Consider the following 17,855-nt stretch of genomic DNA (forward strand, 5'->3'; position numbering starts at 1 on the left):
GAGACTTACCCACAGGCATGGAAACGCCCCCGCCGCCCACCCCGCGCACCGAGCCCACCGACGCGGACGTCGAGGCCTTCAAGCAGCAGCTCGGGCGGCCGCCGCGCGGGCTGCGCGCGATCGCGCACCGCTGTCCGTGCGGGCAGCCGGACGTCGTCGAGACGGCTCCCCGTCTCCCGGACGGGACTCCCTTCCCGACGACCTACTACCTGACGTGTCCCCGGGCGGCCTCCGCCATCGGGACGCTGGAGGCGAACGGTGTCATGAAGGAGATGACGGACCGGCTCGCCACGGATCCGGAGCTGGCGGCCGCGTATCGCGCGGCGCACGAGGACTACATCGCTCGGCGCGACTCCATCGAGGTGCTCGCGGGCTTTCCGAGCGCGGGCGGTATGCCGGACCGGGTGAAGTGCCTCCACGTCCTGGTCGCCCACTCGCTGGCCGCCGGGCCGGGGGTGAACCCCCTGGGCGACGAGGCGCTCGCGCTACTGCCGGAGTGGTGGCGCAAGGGGGCGTGCGTGACGGCCGTGCAGGAGGACGCCAAGTGACCCGGGTCGCCGCCATCGACTGCGGTACGAACTCGATCCGCCTCCTCGTCGCCGACGTGGACCTGGCGACCGGCAAATTCGTCGATCTGGACCGGCGGATGACGATCGTCCGGCTCGGCCAGGGCGTCGACCGCACGGGCCGCCTCGCACCGGACGCGCTGGAGCGGACCTTCGCCGCGTGCCGGGAGTACGCGGCAGCCATCAAGGCACACGGAGCGGAGCGGGTCCGCTTCGTCGCCACCTCCGCCTCCCGGGACGCCGAGAACAGGGCGGACTTCGTCCGCGGCGTACTGGACATCCTGGGAGTCGAGCCCGAGGTCATCTCCGGCGACCAGGAGGCGGAGTTCTCGTTCACGGGTGCCACCAAGGAGCTGGCAGGTCGCGACGACCTGGCCAAGCCCTACCTCGTGGTGGACATCGGTGGCGGCTCCACGGAGTTCGTCGTGGGTGAGGACCGCGTCCGCGCCGCCCGCTCGGTCGACATCGGCTGCGTACGGATGACGGAACGGCACCTCGTGCACGACGGCGTGGTCAGCGACCCGCCGAGCCCGGAGCAGGTCGAGGCGATCCGCGCCGACATCGAGGCGGCCCTCGACCTCGCCGAGGAGTCGGTGCCGCTGCGCGAGGCCCGTACGCTCGTCGGGCTCGCCGGATCCGTGACCACCGTCTCGGCGATCGCCCAGGACCTCCCGGAGTACGACTCTGAGGCCATCCACCACTCCCGGGTCTCCTACGAACGCGTCCGCGAGATCACCGGGCGGCTGCTGTCCGCCACCCACGCCGAGCGTGCCGCGATCCCCTCGATGCACCCGGGCCGGGTCGACGTCATCGGCGCCGGCGCCCTCGTACTGCTCTCCGTCATGGAGCGGATCGGGGCGGCCGAGGTGGTCGTGAGCGAGCACGACATCCTCGACGGCATCGCCTACAAAGTGGCAGAAGAGGTCGAGGCAGGTAAGTAGGGCGACTGATCTGCGTCGTTACTCCGCGCAGCCACCTGTTTTACGCGTCTAGTTGCTGGACAGCACGTGTAAAACAGGTTGATCGCAACGCGTTGACGTGCGACGACGGCCCCGGTATCTCGTTCGGAGGAACCGGGGCCTTCGTGTGCCCAGGGGACCGCGCCGCCCCTTCGGGGGATCAGGGGCGGCGCGGCGGTCAGGGGGTGAGTAGCTCGTGCGCGGGAAAGAGCGGGTCAGGCATGGGCGCCCCTCGTTACGGGCGACGGTGGGCGGCCCAGCGTGCGGCTGCTGTGGCAACGTCTTGAATCCATACGACGTCGGGCGCGTCTGCGGCGATACCGGCCCACAGCCGTTCTTGGGCGGTCGCGAAGATGTCGAGGGCCCGCCGGGGCGAGGTGGACCATGCGGGCGTCTTGGCGGCCCACTGCTCGGCGTCCGCAGGGCTGTGGCCGGCCGAGGTGAGCCAGACGACCCAACAGGCGGCGTCGATCCATGCCGCGCCGCGTGTCGGCCATGCCCAGTCGACGACGCGAGCGGCGTTGTTGCTGATCAGCACGTTGTCGGGGTGCCAATCGGTATGCAGCAGGGTTTCGCCTCGCAACAGGTCGGCGTCGTCGGGGTTGTCGATGTACTCGGCGAGCCGCTGCTCGATGTGCTTCAGTTCCAGATCGATCGGGGCGCGGACGCCGGAAAGCGTGATGATCGCCTCGGCGACGAGTGGCAGGTCGTCGGACTGCGGCCGGTAGTCCGCGGGCCGACCCTCGACATACTCGAAACCGAGCAGATCCCAAGTGCCGTCGTTGATCCGCCAGAGCAGGCGGGGGGCGAGGGGGGCCACGGAAGGGTTGATCGTGGCCTCGCGGTTCTGTGTCCACGCGCGAGGATGATCGGTGTTCATCCCTTTGACGAAGACGCGGCCGGCGCGGGTGTCGAGGGTGGCGGCAACCTCGCTGTTGAGTCCCTTGTCGGCGGTGGCTGTTGCGTAGACAGGGCCGGTGCGGGCCTCGACGGCCTCGCGGGTGGCGGCGGGCAGGTCATCCCATTGCAGTCTCATGGTCACCACGGCGGGGAGTGTAGGGGGTCAGGCGGGGCAGCCGAGGCCGCCCGCGCTGGGCGGGCGGCCCTCGGGATCGAAGGGGGTCAGTTGTAAGGGTTGTCGTCCCCGCAGCCCCTCATGACGTCGCCGCCGGCGACGGCGTCGAGGTCGACGACCTCGACCTCTTCTTCGGTGTCCGGTCGTGCCGTGATCTCTACAGCGGTTGCGGTCATGTGCGTAGTTCCTCTCTCAGGCGTGTTGGCAGTAGCGGTTCAGTGGTGCGTCGGCGCGGCGGTACATCTTCACGAGGGGCATGCACTTGGTGCACTTCTTCTGAAGCGCACAGCCGGTGCACGCGCCCTGACGCTGAAGCGCTCGGTCGGCGACGCCGCCGAGCCGCGCCAATCCCGCGACACCCTCTTTGAGCAGTGGTATCGGGTGGTCACGGGAGACTTTGCAGACGGTCGCCAGGCCGAAGGGATTCACGTTCAAGGACGTGTGGCCCGCGTCGCATCCGGTGAAGGGGGTTTCGTTGCGGATGTGCTCGGGGGCCTGCTCGTCGAGGGGGTCGGCGCCACCATCGAAAGTGGGCGACATGTTGCCGTACTCGCGGACCCGTGGGGCGTAGCGGTGTGCGAGTGCCCGCATGGCGTCGGCCTCGTGGGCGTTCCGACGCGTGATGATCACGCTCAGCGAGAGCGGTAGATCGGCCTCGCCGGCGGCGGAGAGGCCGCGCATGAAGTGGTCGAACGCGCCGCGGCGTCGTGTGAATCCGTCGAACGTCTCTGCTGTGGCGCCGTACACGCTGAGCGTTACCCGGTACGGCCGGCGCGTGGTGAGTAGTTCGAGCATCTTCGGGCGGTACAGGGTGGATCCGTTCGTCAGGATCTCGACCATCATTCCGAGGTCGTACGCGAGCGCGTACGTCTCCGGGAAATGCCGGTCGACGGTGCACTCGCCCCCGCCGAGTTCGAGCCACACGATTCCGGCGTCGCGCAGGATGTGCAGCAGACGCTCGCGGGGTTCCCATGAGAGACCCTCGTGCACCTTGTCGCCGTAAACGCAGTGGCCACAGTTCCAGTTGCATCCGTTGTTGACCTCGTATGAGGCGCGGCCGTGGCCGTACGGGGATGGCTCGCGAATCAGCAGGGCCTCGCCGGGCCTGCGGTGGCTGATGTCGAGTCCCCATGTGCGCTGAACACGGTTGGACAGCCATGAGGGCATCGTGTCGTTCGATGCCACGGCGCGCAGTTCGAGGTACCGGTGCGCCGGGATCTTCAACCCGGCTGTGTTTCCGGGGCGAAGTGTCAAGTAGTCGTCCAGGAACGGGCTTGTGATCAGGTCGTACATGGCGCCTCCATCAGGTCAGGGGGGACATGGCGAGGTCTTGTCCGGTTACGCTCGGCGTCAGCAGGTCGGCCCGGGGTCCAATCCACCTCGGGGCGGCCCGTCCGCTGCCTTCGTTGGGCGGCATCTTGAGGGAGTGCCAGACCTCGCGGTCGTCGTCGAACGATGCCCCGTTGCCGGGGCCGTGGTCGCGTAGGTATCCATCCGGGACGATCAGCCGTGCGCGGGCGAGGCGGATGTCGCGCATCCAACTTGTCCACGTGGTGTCGAGGGCGTCGAACAGGTCGTGTACGCCGGCGTAGTCGCTGCGCCCGAGGGGGCTCCTACGGTGCAGGCGGTTGGGCAGCGTGTTGGGCACATAGGCGGCTGTGAGGTCGCGAATGCCGGTCGGGACGCTGACGCCGTCCTCGCCGAGCGAGTCGACCAGGTCGGACGTCTCGGTGTGCTCGGTGAGCGGGACGGCGCGGCCGATGCTGTCGCGCGTGCCCTGGTACAGGGCGTGCAGGATGCGGCCGGACTCGTGTCGCTCGATGTGGCGCCACACGAGTGCCTCGGTCGAGCCTGGCAGTTCACGCCAGAAGGTGACAGCGCGCAGCATGCCGAATCGGAACTCTGGGATCGCTCCGTCGGGTTGGCACCCGGTGAGTAGTGGCCGGTCGGCCAACTCCCGATCCCACGTGACCCGCAGGAACACGCCGGACAGGGCGGCGGCCTGCTCGGTGGCTGACAAAAGGGTCTGCTGCACGCGTCCTTCGTCGAGCAGAAGCTCTAGCCGCTCTTGCGTCGGCTTGTCGTCGACCTTGACTGTCGGCATGTCGGCGAATAGCAGGTCGACGCGATATCGCCGGCGAGGGGCACGTGTAGCCGGTGCTCGGGCCGTCCGGGTGCCTTGTCGACGCTGCGCCCCCACAGCTGGCGCCGTTCGCTTGACCGCGGGTGGTGGCCGTACACGCGAGCGAGGCGCTTCCGGTCGCCGCTGTACCAAGCGTCATCGACACGCATTTCGGCGTCGTGAGGGGCCCACTGCGGCGGCGGCCACCTGGCGCCGTTGGCAGGCAGGGGCATGCGACCTCCAATGGTGATCTTGTAGGCGGCGGGCGTATCTTCCGGCTCATGAGTGAACAGCCGTCGGTACGCAACGAGTTGAGCGGCGACGTCAGGGGTCACGTGGTGCAATCCGGGGCCATCCATGGCGACGTGGTGATCAACTCGTCCGCCGAATCACGGGATCGGGAGTCGGTGGAGACAGGCCGCCGTTGGGATGCGCGACGGCGTCGCATCCTCGACGCGGAGGATGCTCAGAGGGCAGAGTCGCAGCGCAGGGCCAATGAGTACGTGCGCGTTTGCCGTCGCAAGCGACGTAGGGCCGCAGTGCTGCTGGCGATTGCGGGCGTGACGGTGGCCCTGGGGCTCACGCATGTAGTGCCCGTGCTCTATGCGGTTCTTGGGCTCATGTACGGGGCTATATCTGCGATCGGATGGGCCCGGTACAGCATGATCATCAGCAAGTGGGATGCGGGACGAACGATTAAGGTCCCGCTATCGCGGTGGAGGTGGTGAGCAACTGGCGCCACTCGTGCGCTGTGGAGTGGACGGCGTAGCGGGTTGCGTCCGCGCTGTGGTCATCGATCTTGAGCGGGGCGTATTCGCCGCGCTCGGTGGCCTTGGGGTCCCAGCGGTAGCCGGGCAGCTCGTCGAGCAGGCCGGCGCACGATGTGTGTACGAGCAGGCGGTCGGCGGCGAGCAGGGCGGCCACGGACCGGATCCCGTCGACACTGAGTACTGTACTGAGTGCAAAATGTGATCGCGGAAACGGTGCTGGTCAACTTGCGGTGCTCGTCGACGTGTTGATTCCTCGGACGTGGTCCCGTAGGTCTGGCCGGGCGAAGGCTGGTCGGCAGTCCCTGAGCAGCATCCGGGGCAGTCGTGGGACTAGGCCGGTCCGGCCGCGGCAACGGGCGACCCCCCTCGGGAAGCCAACTCGCCAGGCTGAAGTACGTATTGGCGGTTTCATGGCGGAACGCCGCGGGTAACGTGCTGCTGTGCGCCGCATCTGCGGCCTCTGCCACTCCCACCTATCGGAGGTAGTCCCATGACCTAGCCCCATACCCCAAGACGTCGGCTGCCTGCGGGAGAACTCTGCCCGTAACCGGGTGGCAGCTGGGGTCCGATAGACGCTGAGGCGTCGGATGGGGTGTGCGTATGGCGACCATGGGATGGGCTACCTTCGCGGTTCTTGTGATCGGCGGAGCGGCTAGTGTTCTTCGGTACCTGTTCGAGCAGGTACCGCCCCTTAGCGCAAAGGCTGTCGAGGCCGTACGGGCTTTGCGTACCCTCCGTCAGGAAGTCCGCGGGGAGGGTGCTTCCTTGGAGCCGCAGAAGGTGCAGAGCTAGGCGGTATCTCCCACCAGACACCAGCGGGCCCCGGAGCGAACGCTCCGGGGCCCGCCTCGTCATGTGTGACGGGCGGTATCGAGTGCGGCCCACAGAGCGACCAGTTCGGCGCCCCGCCACATCCGCCAGTGCCGGTGGTTGAGACCGGTCGGTGCCCCGCACGTTTCGCCGGTTGAGCAGGTGACTGCTGGCACGCCGCCGGGTTTGATGTGGCCGGTGAGCTGTCCGGCGCACCAGGGGCATGGTCGGTCGAGGGGGGCGTGCGGCTCTCGCGACCGAGAGCGCGCTCGATGGTCCGGCGAGCCTGGCGAGCGGTTGTGGCGAGGTGGTCGAGTAGGCGGGCGGACATCGGCTCGAACAGGTCGCCGCTCATCTCGTCGAGGGCGCGTCCCTCCAGCTATACGGCAGCCCAATGCAGCCCGTACGCGCGGGATCCGGGCGAGGCGGCGGCGGCCGCGCCTATGTCGTGGGACGTGGGCAGGTGCCACCGGGCGAGGTTGTCGCGGTCGTCCTGGTCGACGGCGGGGCGTTGTACCTGCTCGGCATCGGCATCGGCGAACAGGTCGCGCTCGACGGCGAGGGCTGCGTTGAGGGGGCAGGGTGCTCGCGGATGGTGAGCGGGAGTCTGCCGACGACGGCCTCGACGGGCGTCACGTCGTCGTCCTCGGCGCGGTCGTCGGCGGCGAGTTGGTCGAGGAATCCGGCGCACTCCCGGGGCGGCCACTCGGCGGCCGATGGCGGCGAGCAGGTCGCCCCACTGCTCGCGCACGGCAGCGAGGTCGACGGCGGCGCGGCGGCCGGCGGTCGGGGCGGTGACGGTCGTCATGGTGCGTCTCTCCGGGTCACTGGGCGGCGGGGGCGATTGCGCGGGCCTGCTGTCCGGCGAGGACGTCGGGCAACTCGGCGGCCATGGCGGCGCGGTCGGCGCGACGGTCGCGGCGGCATGCGAGCCATGCGGTCCAGTACCGGTCGGCCTTTACGCCCCGCCGCAAGCGGGCGAGCAGGACGTCGGCGACGGCGTCGGGGATGCGGGTCAAACGCGGCATGACGCTGGAGTTCGCCGCGTTCGAGTCCGACCGCATCGGCGAGCAGTGGAAGGAGATTCACGCCCACAGGCTCGGCCTGCTGCTGCCGTCCGGTGGACGCAAGCGGTTCGGATACGCCTGGTACCCGAGGCGCGTGCCGGACCCGAACGAACCGACCGGCTACCGCCTTCAAGCCGAGCGGTACGAGCCACGCGCCGAGGAAGCGGCGGCCCTCGCGTACTGCTACCACTCCTATATAAACGGCACTGGGTTCGTCGACCTCGCTCGCTACCTCAACGAGCAGGGATTCAGGACGACCCGAGGGCGTGCATGGAAGCAAGACACCCTCTTGCGGTTCATGGACTCCGGCTTTGCCGCGGGATACCTCCAAGTCCGCGACTCGTGCGACTGCCCCAAGAGCCGTGCATCCTCATGCCGTCACTGGCGACGCTTCCGCGGTGCTCACGACGCCGTGATCAACTTCGATCTTCCCAACCGGGGCGACTCCGAGGAGATGTGGGAGGAGTACCGGGAGCGCCGGCAGGCAAAGGCCAAGATGCCACCCCGCGCGCGCTCGGCCTCGTACGACACCACCGGCCTCGTGCGGTGCATCTGGTGCCGTGGCTCCATGTCGGGGCGACCCAAGCCCGGAGCTGTCTACTGGCGGTGCGCGAAGGCGGACGGTGGAGGGGACTGCGAGGGCGTCACCTCGACGCACTCCGACCTTCTCGCCGAGGTGCGCCGGTTCCTCGTGAAGGTCGCGAACGGTGTCGACGAAGCGCCGGCAACACTGATCGTCGCGCCGCCGCAGACCGAGGGCACCGGGCCTGTCGAGGACCGCGCCGCGCTCACCATCGAACTGACCAAGTTGGACGGGGCGCTTACCCGACTGGTCACGGACTTTGCGATGAACCCCGGCCGATACCCGGGTCAGGCGTACGACGCCGCGCGCCACAACCTCGAACGGGACCGGAACGCGGTCGCCGAGAAGCTGGACAAGATCAGGGAGAAGGAAGAGGAGGTGAAACCCAAGCTGGACGACTTCCGCCCTCTCGTAGTGGGGTTGCTCCCAGAGTGGGACTCGTTCACCACCGTGGAACACAACCTGTTCCTTCGGAAGCTGATCCGGCACATCCTCGTGTCGCCCCGCCCGTCGCGCTTCGAGACCCGAGCGCGCATCGTGCCGGTGTGGGAGGACGAAGCAACAGTGTGGGACGCAGACAACAAGAGCACGGCAGATGCCGCCGTACCACGCGTTCCCAGCGAGCATGAGCCCTGTGCCCATACAGAGGACATGCTCGACGGGATCGCGTGGTCCGTCGCCTAGAGCCGGCCTGGAGCCTTCCTCGACTGAGCAGGTCGGAGAACGTTTGAGCGCTCTGGAGGGCTTCTGAACGGTCTTGGAAACGGCGCCGGGGACGCCCCGTCGGGAAAGTTCGTGAAGTTCTTCACAAGAGAATCGGGCCTGATGGGCGAGGTTTTCGTCCTTACGGGTTCCCCGGGGGGTCAGAGTGGCCTCGCAGCATGATCAACAGGGTGTTCGGTGAGTGCTGCGATCGTATGAAAAAGGGGGCCGGTTCGGCGGGGTTGAACGGCCGGAGCGGCAGCTCACGCGGCATTGACAACGGGTCGCACCACGCGCTGGTTCCCCTGCCTGACCATGACCTCGCTCACGTGGGCCGCGCAGTGTAGCAGAGGGTGTGAAGAAGCTTGTGAAGGGGCGCACGAGCCACCCCCCTGGGGCAGGTGGATACTCGATGGCATGAGCACCACGGAGCGTCCCAGGATCCTCGTAGTAGGCGGTGGGTACGTAGGCCTGTACGCAGCTCGGCGCATTCTCAAGAAGATGCGCTACGGCGAGGCGACCGTCACGGTCGTCGACCCCCGGTCGTACATGACCTACCAGCCCTTCCTCCCCGAAGCAGCCGCCGGCAGCATTTCGCCTCGGCACGTCGTCGTCCCGCTGCGACGCGTGCTGCCCAAGGCGGAAGTCCTGACCGGCCGGGTCACGACCATCGACCAGGACCGCAAGGTCGCCACGATCGCCCCCCTCGTGGGCGAGGCGTACGAGCTGCCTTTCGACTACCTCGTCATCGCGATGGGCGCGGTCTCGCGCACCTTCCCGATCCCCGGCCTTGCCGAGCAGGGCATCGGCATGAAGGGCATCGAGGAGGCCATCGGCCTGCGCAACCACGTGCTCGAGCAGCTGGACAAGGCCGACTCCACGACCGACGAGGACGTGCGGCGCAAGGCGCTCACCTTCGTCTTCGTCGGCGGTGGCTTCGCCGGTGCCGAGACCATCGGTGAGGTCGAGGACATGGCCCGGGACGCGGCCAAGTACTACAACAACGTGTCGCGCGAGGACATGCGGTTCATCCTCGTCGACGCCGCGGACAAGATCCTTCCCGAGGTCGGTCCGAAGCTCGGCCAGTACGGCAAGGAGCACCTCGAAGGACGTGGGGTCGAGGTCTACCTCTCCACGTCCATGGACTCCTGCGTCGACGGCCACGTGGCGCTGAAGAACGGCCTCGAGGTCGACTCCAACACCATCGTGTGGACGGCCGGCGTCAAGCCCAACCCGGTGCTCTCCCGCTTCGGTCTGCCGCTCGGTCCCCGTGGTCACGTCGACACGCAGACCACGCTCCAGGTGCAGGGCACGGACTACGTCTGGGCCGCCGGCGACAACGCCCAGGTGCCGGACCTCGTCGGCCGCAAGGCCGGCAACGAGAACGCCTGGTGCCCGCCGAACGCGCAGCACGCGCTGCGGCAGGCCCGTGTCCTCGGTGACAACGTGATCTCCGGTATGCGGGGCTTCCCGCAGAAGGAGTACAGCCACGCCAACAAGGGTGCGGTCGCCGGGCTCGGCCTGCACAAGGGCGTCGCGATGATCGTCATGGGCAAGATGAAGATCAAGCTCAAGGGTCGTCTTGCCTGGTACATGCACCGGGGGTACCACGGGCTGGCCATGCCTACCTGGAACCGGAAGATCCGGGTCTTCGCGGACTGGACTCTTGCGATGTTCCTGAAGCGTGAGGTTGTGTCGCTCGGGGCCATGGAGACTCCTCGTGAGGAGTTCTACGAGGCTGCGAAGCCGGCGCCGGCGGGTGCGGCTGCGTCTGCGGCTGCCGGTGCGAAGGCCGAGACGGCGTCCGCGCCTTCGGCCGCCAAGACCGAGGAGAAGGCCAAGGCCTCCTGACCTCCGGTCACCTGCTTTGACCCCGAAGGGGGCCTCCCGCCATCCGTGGTGCGGGCGGCCCCCTTCGGGGTTTTTCTTCGCCCCCGCCGCCCCTACCCGTCCCGTCCCTGGGGGCTGCGCCCCCAGACCCCCCTTGTCGGCCTGAACGGCCTCGTCCTCAAACGCCGGACGGGCTAGTGGTTGCGCGGAGCCCTCGAGGAGGGGGCGGTCACGGCTGCAGGGTGCGTGTTGGGTGCATGTATTTTGCTCAGAAGTAACACTTTGGCGGGACTGCGCATCGGGCCCGTTGGTGTTTACGTGGTGTTGGAGTCTGTGGGATCCGTCGTCACGGAGGTGTGCGTCATGCAGGACGCGGCGCTGCGGCTGAAGGCGCTGATGGAGCAGTTGCTGGGAGCCCCGCTCCCGGTGCGCATTCGCGCCTGGGACGGCTCGGAGGCGGGCCCGCCCGAGAGCCCCGTACTCGTCGTACGGAACCGCCGGGCCCTGCGCCGGCTGCTCTGGAAGCCTGGCGAACTGGGCATGGCCCGCGCCTGGGTGGCCGGAGACCTGACCGTGGACGGTGATCTGTACGCCGTCCTGGACGTCATGGCCGAGCTGGTGTGGGAGCGCGGCGAGGACGCCCGGACCCTGCGCGAGGCCCTCCGGGATCCCGAGGTGCGGGCCGCCGTGTGGGGGCTCGTACGGATGGCGGGGCCGCCGCTGCCCCCCGCCCCGCCCCGCGAGGAGGTCCGCAGGCACTCCCACCTGCACACCAAGCGCACCGACAGACGGGCGATCAGCCACCACTACGACGTCGGCAACGACTTCTACGAGATCGTCCTCGGGCCGTCCATGGTCTACTCCTGCGCCTACTGGGACTCCCCGGACGGCACCCTGGAGGACGCCCAGCGCGACAAGCTCGGACTCGTCGCCCGCAAACTCGACCTGAAGCCGGGCATGCGCCTGCTCGACGTCGGCTGCGGCTGGGGTTCGATGGCCATCCACGCCGCCCGCGAGTACGGCGTGAGCGTCGTCGGCGTCACCCTGTCCCAGGAACAGGCCGCGTACGCCCGTAAACGCGTCGCGGAGGAAGGGCTCACCGACCGGATCGAGATCCGCGTCCAGGACTACCGCGACGTCACCGACGGCCCGTACGACGCGATCTCCTCCATCGGCATGGCCGAGCATGTCGGGAGCGACCGCTATCTGGAGTACGCGCGCGATCTGTTCGCCCTTCTGAAACCGGGCGGGCGGCTCCTCAACCACCAGATCGGCCGTCGGCCGTGGCGCGACGAATCGGGGTACGAGATCGACGAGTTCATCGACGCCTACGTCTTCCCGGACGGCGAGCTCGCTCCGATCGGCGGGACCGTGAGCCAGTTGGAGACGGCCGGGTTCGAGGTCCGTGACGTCGAGTCGATCCGCGAGCACTATGGGCTCACACTGCGCCGCTGGGTCGCCAACCTGGAGGCTCACTGGCCTGACGCGGTCCGGCTCACCAGCCCCGGCCGGGCCCGCGTCTGGCGGCTCTACATGGCCGCCTCCGCCCTCGCCTTCGAGCGGAACCGGATCGGGGTGAACCAGGTGCTGGCGGTGCGGACGCCCGAGTCGGGGGCTTCGGGGATGCCTCTTCGGGCTCGTAGCTGGAACTAAGGGCAGGCCTAGGCGTAGACAGAGTTGGGGCCCGTTCCTTGCGGAACGGGCCCCAACTGCCGTACTGCTGATTTGACTTGGTGCTACTCCGACTTGATCGCCGTCAGCATGTTCAGGCGTGCCGCGCGGCGGGCCGGCCACAGGGCCGCGAGGATGCCGACCGTCGCCGCCAGGAGCAGGAAGACGGCCATCCGGCCCCAGGGCAGGACCAGTTCGTACGTCGGCATCGTGCCGGCCAGGAGTTCACCGGCCGCCCAGCCGAAGAACACGCCCAGGCCCACGCCGAGCACGCCGCCGAAGAGCGAGATGACCAGGGACTCCAGACGGACCATCCGCTTGATGCCCTTGCGGTCGAGGCCGATCGCGCGGAGCATGCCGATCTCCTGCGAGCGTTCGAAGACCGACATCGCGAGCGTGTTGATGACGCCGAGGACGGCGACGATGACCGCCATCGCCAGCAGGCCGTACAGCATGTTCAGAATCAGCGTGAACATCTGCGCGATCTCGTTCGAGACGTCCTGCTTGTCCTGGACCTTGATGGCCGGGTTGTCGCCGAGCGCCTTCTCCAGACCGTCCTTGGTCGCGTCGGACGCGCCGCCGGACGTCTTCACCATGACCTGCATGTCGGCCGGGTCGGCCTGGTCCGCCTGGTGCGGGGCGAGCGTCGCGGTGTCGATCATGATGCCCCGGATGAGCTCGTTGCCCTCGTAGATCCCGGAGATCGTCAGCTGCTGCTTCTTGTCGTCCTCGAACGACGCCGTGAACGTCGAACCGGCCTTCCAGCCGTGGTCCTTGGCCGTGTCGTCGTCCACGACGACCTGCGTGCCGCCGACCTTGAAGGAGCCGTTGTCGACCTTCAGGTCGGTCAGCTCGCCGATCGTGGAGCCCTTCACACCCGTCAGGTACTCGGTCTGGTCGTCGATGCGGGCCGGCGCGTTGCGCAGGGGGCTGGTGGCGGTGACGCCCTCCACCTTGTCGAGCTTCTTCTCGACGTCGGGGGAGAGGGAGCTCATGTTCGCCATCGAGACCACGTAGTCCGCCTTCAGCGCGGCGGTGGCCATCTTGTCGATCGACGTCTGCAGGCTGCCCGCCATCACCGTCATGCCCGTGATGAGCGTGAGGCCGATCATCAGCGCGGAGGCGGTGGCGGCCGTGCGGCGCGGGTTGCGTACGGAGTTCTGGCGGGCCAGCTTGCCCGAGACGCCGAAGATGCGCAGGACCGGGGACGCGGCGGCGATCAGCGGGCGGGAGAGGAGGGGCGTGAGGATGAAGACGCCGATGATCAGCAGGACCGCGCCCAGGCCCATCGGGGCCTGACCGTCCGAGCCGTTCATCGTCGTCGCGTAGAGGACCACCGCGATGCCCACCGCGGAGAACAGGGCGCCGAGGGTGTTGCGCAGGACGAGCGACTTGGTCGTCGCCGTCGCGTGCACGCTGCTCATCGCCGCGACCGGGGGGATCTTCGCGGCGCGGCGGCCCGGGAGCCAGGCGGCCAGCATCGTGATGAGGATGCCGACGGCGAACGCCGTGACGACCGTGCCCGGGGAGATGACCAGCGGGCCCGCCGGGACCGTCGCGTCGAGCATGCCCATCAGGCTGCGCAGGCCCGCGCCGATGCCGATGCCGGCGATCAGGCCCGTGACGGCCGCGACCGTGCCGACCACGAACGCTTCGAGGAGTACGGAGCGGGTGACCTGCTTGCGCGAGGCGCCGACCGCTCGCAGGAGCGCGAGTTCCTTGGTGCGCTGGGCGACCAGCATGGTGAAGGTGTTGGCGATGATGAACGTGCCGACGAACAGGGCGATGCCGGCGAAGACCAGGAGGCCGGTCTTGAGGCCGCTCATCGACGACTCGATCATGGCGGCCTGGTCGTCGGCGAGCTGCTGACCCGTAGTCGTGGAGGCGATGTCCTTCGGGAGAACCTTGTCGAGGCTCGTCCGGAGGGCGGTCTGGCTGGTGCCCGGGGCCGCCTTCACGTCGATCTCGTCGTACGTGCCGGTCTTGTGGAACAGCTGTTGTGCCGTGGCCGTGTCGAAGAGGGCGAGGCTGCCGCCAGCGGCGACGTTGCCGTCGTCCGTGGTGAACACGGCGGTGATGGTGGGGGTGAGGACCGGGCCGTCGATCGAGATCCGGATGGTGTCGCCGACCTTGTAGCCGGCCCGCTCGGCCGTTTCGGCGTCGATCGCGACCTCGTTCTTGCCGGTCGGGGCCTTGCCGCTGTCGAGCGGGTAGCGGGGGTCCTTGTCGCCCCAGTAGTTGCCGCCCTGCGACTGGAAGCCGCCGCCGATCAGCTTGCCGTCCTTGTCGGCGATCGCGGTGAAGCCGGTGACGACGCCTATGGCGGACTCGGCGCCGGGGGCCTTGGCGGCCTTGTCCAGCAGCGCCTGGGTGAGCTCCGGTTCCTTGCCGAGCGTGTCGCCCTCGGCCTTCGTGGATTCCGGCTGGACGGCGACGTCGACCTGGTCGAATCCCTTCGCCGAGCTCTTCTGGAACGCGTCGGAGATGGTGTTGGTGAAGACCAGGGTGCCGGAGACGAACGCCACGCCCAGCATCACGGCGAGCACGGTCATCAGCAGCCTGGCCTTGTGCGCCAGCACGTTGCGCAGGGCGGTTCGGAACATGTCTTCTCAGTCCAGGTGTACGAGGTGTACGAGGTTTGGTGGGGCGCGGGGGCCCGTTGGTGGTGCGGGTCCCCTGCGACTGTTCGTCGGTGGGTGGTGCGCCTGCCGTTGGTACGGGGGCGGGGCCGGCCCGGGGGTATCCGTCCTCGGTCTGGCGTGGAATCGGTCGCCTTGAGAAGGCATCCGAGTCGACACGCCAGCCGCTGCGGGCGGACACCCCCGGACCGTCCCCTCCCGCGGGTGGGCGGCCGCGGGCCGATGGCCCATCGCGTCACACCTGCGGGTCGTGCCCCTTCAGGGGCGCGGGGAACTGCGCGATCAGCCACTTGCGGCCCGCGGACGGAACGCAACAAGGGAGAGCGCGCCTAGCTGGTGCGACCCTTCGCGTCGAACTGCTTCATGCGGTCCAGGACCGCGTCCGCCGTGGGGGTGTGCACCTCGTCGACCACGCGGCCGTCGGCCAGGAAGATGACGCGGTCGGCGTACGCGGCGGCCACCGGGTCGTGGGTGACCATGACGACGGTCTGGCCCAGTTCGCGTACGGAGTTGCGGAGGAAGCCGAGGACTTCGGCGCCCGAGCGGGAGTCGAGGTTTCCGGTCGGCTCGTCGCCGAAGATGATGTCCGGGCGGGAGGCCAGCGCGCGGGCCACGGCGACGCGCTGCTGCTGGCCGCCGGAGAGCTCGGAGGGGCGGTGCGAGAGGCGGTCGGCCAGGCCCACCATCCGGATCACGTTGTCGAGCCACGCCTTGTCCGGCTTGCGGCCCGCGATGTCCATCGGAAGAGTGATGTTCTCCAGGGCCGTGAGAGTCGGAAGGAGGTTGAACGCCTGGAAGATGAAGCCGATCTTGTCCCGGCGCAGCTTGGTGAGCTGCTTGTCCTTGAGGGAGCCGAGTTCGGTGTCGCCGATGCGCACCGAGCCCGAGGAGAAGCTGTCCAGGCCGGCCACGCAGTGCATCAGCGTGGACTTGCCGGAGCCGGAGGGGCCCATGATCGCGGTGAACTCGGCCTGACGGAAGTCGACGGAGACCCGGTCCAGGGCGACCACCTGGGTCTCCCCCTGTCCGTAGACCTTGGACAGTTCCGAGGCGCGGGCTGCCACCGTGGTGGCACGGTCGGCGAGGGGCATGGTGGTCACGGGAGGGTGCTCCTTGTCGGTACGACGACGAGTGAGGACGACCGTTCCATCGTCTGTGCCGATCGGCGCCGTGTAGTCACCCGCTGTTCCGGTTCCGAAGACAGCCTTGGGTCGCACCCGGCGGGCCCGTGTCATACCTGGGGATGACGGCCGCCCCTGAGGGGGAATCGGCGACGGTTCGTCAGGTTCCGCTCGTTCGGGCGGTGAAATCACGTCATTCCCCATACGCCGTCAAGCTTCGGCCGAACGGCATTTGGCATGTGCTGATGGCGCGTACCGTGGGCTGATGCACCCTCAGACGTCAATAAAATAAGACAACATCGGGCTGCCCTTCCGCTGTTCGGGGGATCTGTCCCGATAGGCTCGGAACACTCGACGCGGAGCCCATGGCCTGCCCGGATGGTGGAATGCAGACACGGCGAGCTTAAACCTCGCTGCCCCTCGCGGGCGTACCGGTTCAAGTCCGGTTCCGGGCACCTCCGACACTTCTGCTTTTTCCGGCGTATCCCAATGAAGGGTGCACCCTTCATTGAAGACTTCACCTCGCAACCGTTGACAGTGGGTTCTGTCCGTCGGAAACTCAGCGTAGTGATTTGGTGAATTAAATTTCACTGGGCGAACGGAGCGAGTCGATGCGTACCACCGTCGGGATCATCGGGGCCGGACCGGCCGGGCTGCTGCTGGCGCGGCTGCTGCACAACGCGGGGATCGACTCCGTCGTGCTGGAGAGCCGGGACCGGGCCTATGTGGAGCATCGGCAGCGGGCCGGGATCCTGGAGCAGGGGACCGTGGACGTGCTGCGGGCCGCGGGCGCCGGTGAGCGCATGGACCGTGAGGGGCTGCGGCACGACGGCATCGAGCTGCGGTTCGACCGGCGGCGGCACCGCGTCGACTTTCCCGCCCTGACCGGCGGGCGGTCCGTGATGGTCTACGCCCAGACCGAGGTGTGCAAGGACCTCATCGCCCTTCAGCTCAAGGAGGGCGGGCCGCTCCTCTTCGAGGCCGAGGCCCTCGCCGTGGAGGGAGCGGGCGGCGACGCTCCGCGGGTGCGGTTTCGGCATGAAGGGCGTGAGGAGGTGCTGGAGTGCTCCTACGTGGTCGGGTGCGACGGGTTCTGGGGGGTCGCCCGCAAGGCCATTCCCGCCGAGCTCACCCGGGTCTTCGAGCGGACCTACCCGTTCGGGTGGCTCGGGATCCTCGCCGATGTGCCGCCCTCGCACGACGAGCTCGTCTACGCCCGGCACGACCGTGGCTTCGCCCTGCTGTCCATGCGGTCGCCCGTCGTCTCGCGGCTCTACCTCCAGGTGCCCGAGGGCACGGACGCCGAGGAATGGGCCGACGAGGAGATCTGGGACGAGCTGGAGCGGCGGTTCGAGACCGGGGACGGGTGGCGGCTGGAGCGGGGGCCCATCACCCAGAAGTCCGTCACACCCATGCGCAGCCATGTGCACGAGCCCATGCGGTACGGGCGGCTCTTCCTGGCCGGTGACGCCGCTCACATCGTGCCGCCGACCGGTGCCAAGGGGCTCAACCTCGCGGTCGGCGACGTCGTCACCTTCGCGCGGGCCCTGGCGTACGAGAAGGAGACCGGGTCGGCGGAGTTGCTCGACGCGTACTCCGAGACCTGTCTGCGGCGCGTGTGGCAGGCCGAGCGGTTCTCGTACGAGATGACGACGCTGCTGCACCGGACGGCCGACGCGACGCCCTTCGAGGACCGGATCCAGCTCGCCCGGCTGGCGCGGATCGCCGCCTCGCGGGCCGCCGAGCAGGACCTCGCCGAGGGATACACGGGCTTCCCCCTGGAGTGAGATGCCCCGGAAGAGGGAACCGGAACAGTGCGTACCGGCGTTGTAACGGTGCGGGGAATGCCGGGTCTCGGCCTGGCGTTCCCGGTCACAAGAGGGGAAAGATCCTCCCCAGGCACTAGAGGCTTTCTTTTGCCTACCCATTACTCTTGAGCC

15 protein-coding genes and 1 tRNA gene are annotated in these 17,855 nt (G+C 68.5%); 7 read left to right on the top strand and 9 right to left on the bottom strand.

The window, feature by feature from the left end; genetic code table 11:
• Positions 1–17: 17 nt before the first annotated feature.
• Complete coding sequence (locus tag ACFWXQ_RS30085; protein WP_383943954.1) at positions 18–548, top strand: DUF501 domain-containing protein; 531 nt, start codon at positions 18–20, stop codon at positions 546–548.
• Complete coding sequence (locus ACFWXQ_RS30090) at positions 545–1,507, top strand: exopolyphosphatase (protein WP_383943952.1); 963 nt, start codon at positions 545–547, stop codon at positions 1,505–1,507. Before ACFWXQ_RS30085 ends, ACFWXQ_RS30090 begins: the two co-directional genes overlap by 4 nt.
• Positions 1,508–1,760: 253 nt before the next feature.
• On the opposite strand, the gene ACFWXQ_RS30095 is transcribed toward ACFWXQ_RS30090, so the two are convergent.
• The 7 genes from ACFWXQ_RS30095 to ACFWXQ_RS30125 all read right to left on the bottom strand — a co-directional run bounded on the left by ACFWXQ_RS30095 (position 1,761) and on the right by ACFWXQ_RS30125 (position 7,330).
• On the bottom strand, positions 1,761–2,561 hold the full coding sequence (locus ACFWXQ_RS30095) for an aminoglycoside phosphotransferase (RefSeq protein WP_383944001.1): 801 nt from the start codon (positions 2,559–2,561) through the stop codon (positions 1,761–1,763).
• Between the two features lie 86 nt (positions 2,562–2,647).
• Positions 2,648–2,776, bottom strand: a complete 129-nt coding sequence (locus ACFWXQ_RS30100; RefSeq protein ID WP_383943949.1) for a hypothetical protein — start codon at positions 2,774–2,776, stop codon at positions 2,648–2,650.
• Between the two features lie 16 nt (positions 2,777–2,792).
• Complete coding sequence (locus ACFWXQ_RS30105; protein WP_383943946.1) at positions 2,793–3,893, bottom strand: radical SAM protein; 1,101 nt, start codon at positions 3,891–3,893, stop codon at positions 2,793–2,795.
• Between the two features lie 10 nt (positions 3,894–3,903).
• Positions 3,904–4,704 carry a hypothetical protein gene (locus ACFWXQ_RS30110; protein ID WP_383943944.1) on the bottom strand — a complete coding sequence of 267 codons (801 nt, stop codon included), beginning with the start codon at positions 4,702–4,704 and terminating at the stop codon, positions 3,904–3,906.
• A 714-nt stretch (positions 4,705–5,418) separates the two neighbouring features.
• The gene (locus ACFWXQ_RS30115; protein ID WP_383943941.1) at positions 5,419–5,646 is read right to left on the bottom strand and encodes a hypothetical protein; all 228 of its coding nucleotides are present in this window, start codon (positions 5,644–5,646) and stop codon (positions 5,419–5,421) included.
• Positions 5,647–6,681: 1,035 nt separating this feature from the next.
• Positions 6,682–7,110 carry a hypothetical protein gene (locus ACFWXQ_RS30120; protein ID WP_383943938.1) on the bottom strand — a complete coding sequence of 143 codons (429 nt, stop codon included), beginning with the start codon at positions 7,108–7,110 and terminating at the stop codon, positions 6,682–6,684.
• Between the two features lie 16 nt (positions 7,111–7,126).
• Complete coding sequence (locus tag ACFWXQ_RS30125; RefSeq protein ID WP_383943935.1) at positions 7,127–7,330, bottom strand: hypothetical protein; 204 nt, start codon at positions 7,328–7,330, stop codon at positions 7,127–7,129.
• On the opposite strand from ACFWXQ_RS30125, the gene ACFWXQ_RS30130 reads away from it, so the two are divergent.
• The 3 genes from ACFWXQ_RS30130 to ACFWXQ_RS30140 all read left to right on the top strand — a co-directional run bounded on the left by ACFWXQ_RS30130 (position 7,329) and on the right by ACFWXQ_RS30140 (position 12,137).
• Positions 7,329–8,636, top strand: a complete 1,308-nt coding sequence (locus tag ACFWXQ_RS30130) for a recombinase family protein (RefSeq protein WP_383943932.1) — start codon at positions 7,329–7,331, stop codon at positions 8,634–8,636. The genes ACFWXQ_RS30125 and ACFWXQ_RS30130 overlap by 2 nt on opposite strands.
• Before the next feature lie 435 nt (positions 8,637–9,071).
• Positions 9,072–10,505 (top strand): NAD(P)/FAD-dependent oxidoreductase, encoded by a 1,434-nt coding sequence (locus ACFWXQ_RS30135; RefSeq protein ID WP_383943929.1) that lies wholly within the window; start codon positions 9,072–9,074, stop codon positions 10,503–10,505.
• Between the two features lie 342 nt (positions 10,506–10,847).
• On the top strand, positions 10,848–12,137 hold the full coding sequence (locus tag ACFWXQ_RS30140; RefSeq protein WP_383954108.1) for a class I SAM-dependent methyltransferase: 1,290 nt from the start codon (positions 10,848–10,850) through the stop codon (positions 12,135–12,137).
• An 83-nt stretch (positions 12,138–12,220) separates the two neighbouring features.
• Here ACFWXQ_RS30140 and ACFWXQ_RS30145 read toward each other — a convergent pair whose 3' ends face one another.
• Positions 12,221–14,758: an ABC transporter permease gene (locus ACFWXQ_RS30145; protein WP_383954106.1), complete on the bottom strand. Its 2,538-nt coding sequence runs from the start codon at positions 14,756–14,758 to the stop codon at positions 12,221–12,223.
• A 365-nt stretch (positions 14,759–15,123) separates the two neighbouring features.
• Positions 15,124–15,894: an ABC transporter ATP-binding protein gene (locus tag ACFWXQ_RS30150; RefSeq protein WP_383954104.1), complete on the bottom strand. Its 771-nt coding sequence runs from the start codon at positions 15,892–15,894 to the stop codon at positions 15,124–15,126.
• A 393-nt stretch (positions 15,895–16,287) separates the two neighbouring features.
• Between ACFWXQ_RS30150 and ACFWXQ_RS30155 the strand changes: the two genes are divergently transcribed.
• Positions 16,288–16,370 (top strand) — tRNA-Leu (locus tag ACFWXQ_RS30155).
• Positions 16,371–16,526: 156 nt separating this feature from the next.
• Positions 16,527–17,702 (top strand): 4-hydroxybenzoate 3-monooxygenase, encoded by a 1,176-nt coding sequence (locus tag ACFWXQ_RS30160; RefSeq protein WP_383954103.1) that lies wholly within the window; start codon positions 16,527–16,529, stop codon positions 17,700–17,702.
• Positions 17,703–17,855: the final 153 nt, after the last annotated feature.

Origin of the sequence: Streptomyces sp. NPDC058697, from assembly GCF_042715345.1 — a bacterium.
Taxonomy (GTDB): domain Bacteria; phylum Actinomycetota; class Actinomycetes; order Streptomycetales; family Streptomycetaceae; genus Streptomyces; species Streptomyces liliifuscus.

What these genes read in the sequence shown, in the direction of transcription:
- ACFWXQ_RS30135 (WP_383943929.1), top strand. Translation starts at nt 9,072, where the DNA reads ATGAGCACCACGGAGCGTCCCAGGATCCTCGTAGTAGGCGGTGGGTAC.
- ACFWXQ_RS30130 (WP_383943932.1), top strand. Translation starts at nt 7,329, where the DNA reads ATGACGCTGGAGTTCGCCGCGTTCGAGTCCGACCGCATCGGCGAGCAG.
- ACFWXQ_RS30110 (WP_383943944.1), bottom strand. Translation starts at nt 4,704, where the DNA reads ATGCCGACAGTCAAGGTCGACGACAAGCCGACGCAAGAGCGGCTAGAG.
- ACFWXQ_RS30095 (WP_383944001.1), bottom strand. Translation starts at nt 2,561, where the DNA reads ATGAGACTGCAATGGGATGACCTGCCCGCCGCCACCCGCGAGGCCGTC.
- ACFWXQ_RS30140 (WP_383954108.1), top strand. Translation starts at nt 10,848, where the DNA reads ATGCAGGACGCGGCGCTGCGGCTGAAGGCGCTGATGGAGCAGTTGCTG.
- ACFWXQ_RS30085 (WP_383943954.1), top strand. Translation starts at nt 18, where the DNA reads ATGGAAACGCCCCCGCCGCCCACCCCGCGCACCGAGCCCACCGACGCG.
- ACFWXQ_RS30120 (WP_383943938.1), bottom strand. Translation starts at nt 7,110, where the DNA reads ATGACGACCGTCACCGCCCCGACCGCCGGCCGCCGCGCCGCCGTCGAC.
- ACFWXQ_RS30160 (WP_383954103.1), top strand. Translation starts at nt 16,527, where the DNA reads ATGCGTACCACCGTCGGGATCATCGGGGCCGGACCGGCCGGGCTGCTG.
- ACFWXQ_RS30105 (WP_383943946.1), bottom strand. Translation starts at nt 3,893, where the DNA reads ATGTACGACCTGATCACAAGCCCGTTCCTGGACGACTACTTGACACTT.
- ACFWXQ_RS30145 (WP_383954106.1), bottom strand. Translation starts at nt 14,758, where the DNA reads ATGTTCCGAACCGCCCTGCGCAACGTGCTGGCGCACAAGGCCAGGCTG.
- ACFWXQ_RS30125 (WP_383943935.1), bottom strand. Translation starts at nt 7,330, where the DNA reads ATGCCGCGTTTGACCCGCATCCCCGACGCCGTCGCCGACGTCCTGCTC.
- ACFWXQ_RS30100 (WP_383943949.1), bottom strand. Translation starts at nt 2,776, where the DNA reads ATGACCGCAACCGCTGTAGAGATCACGGCACGACCGGACACCGAAGAA.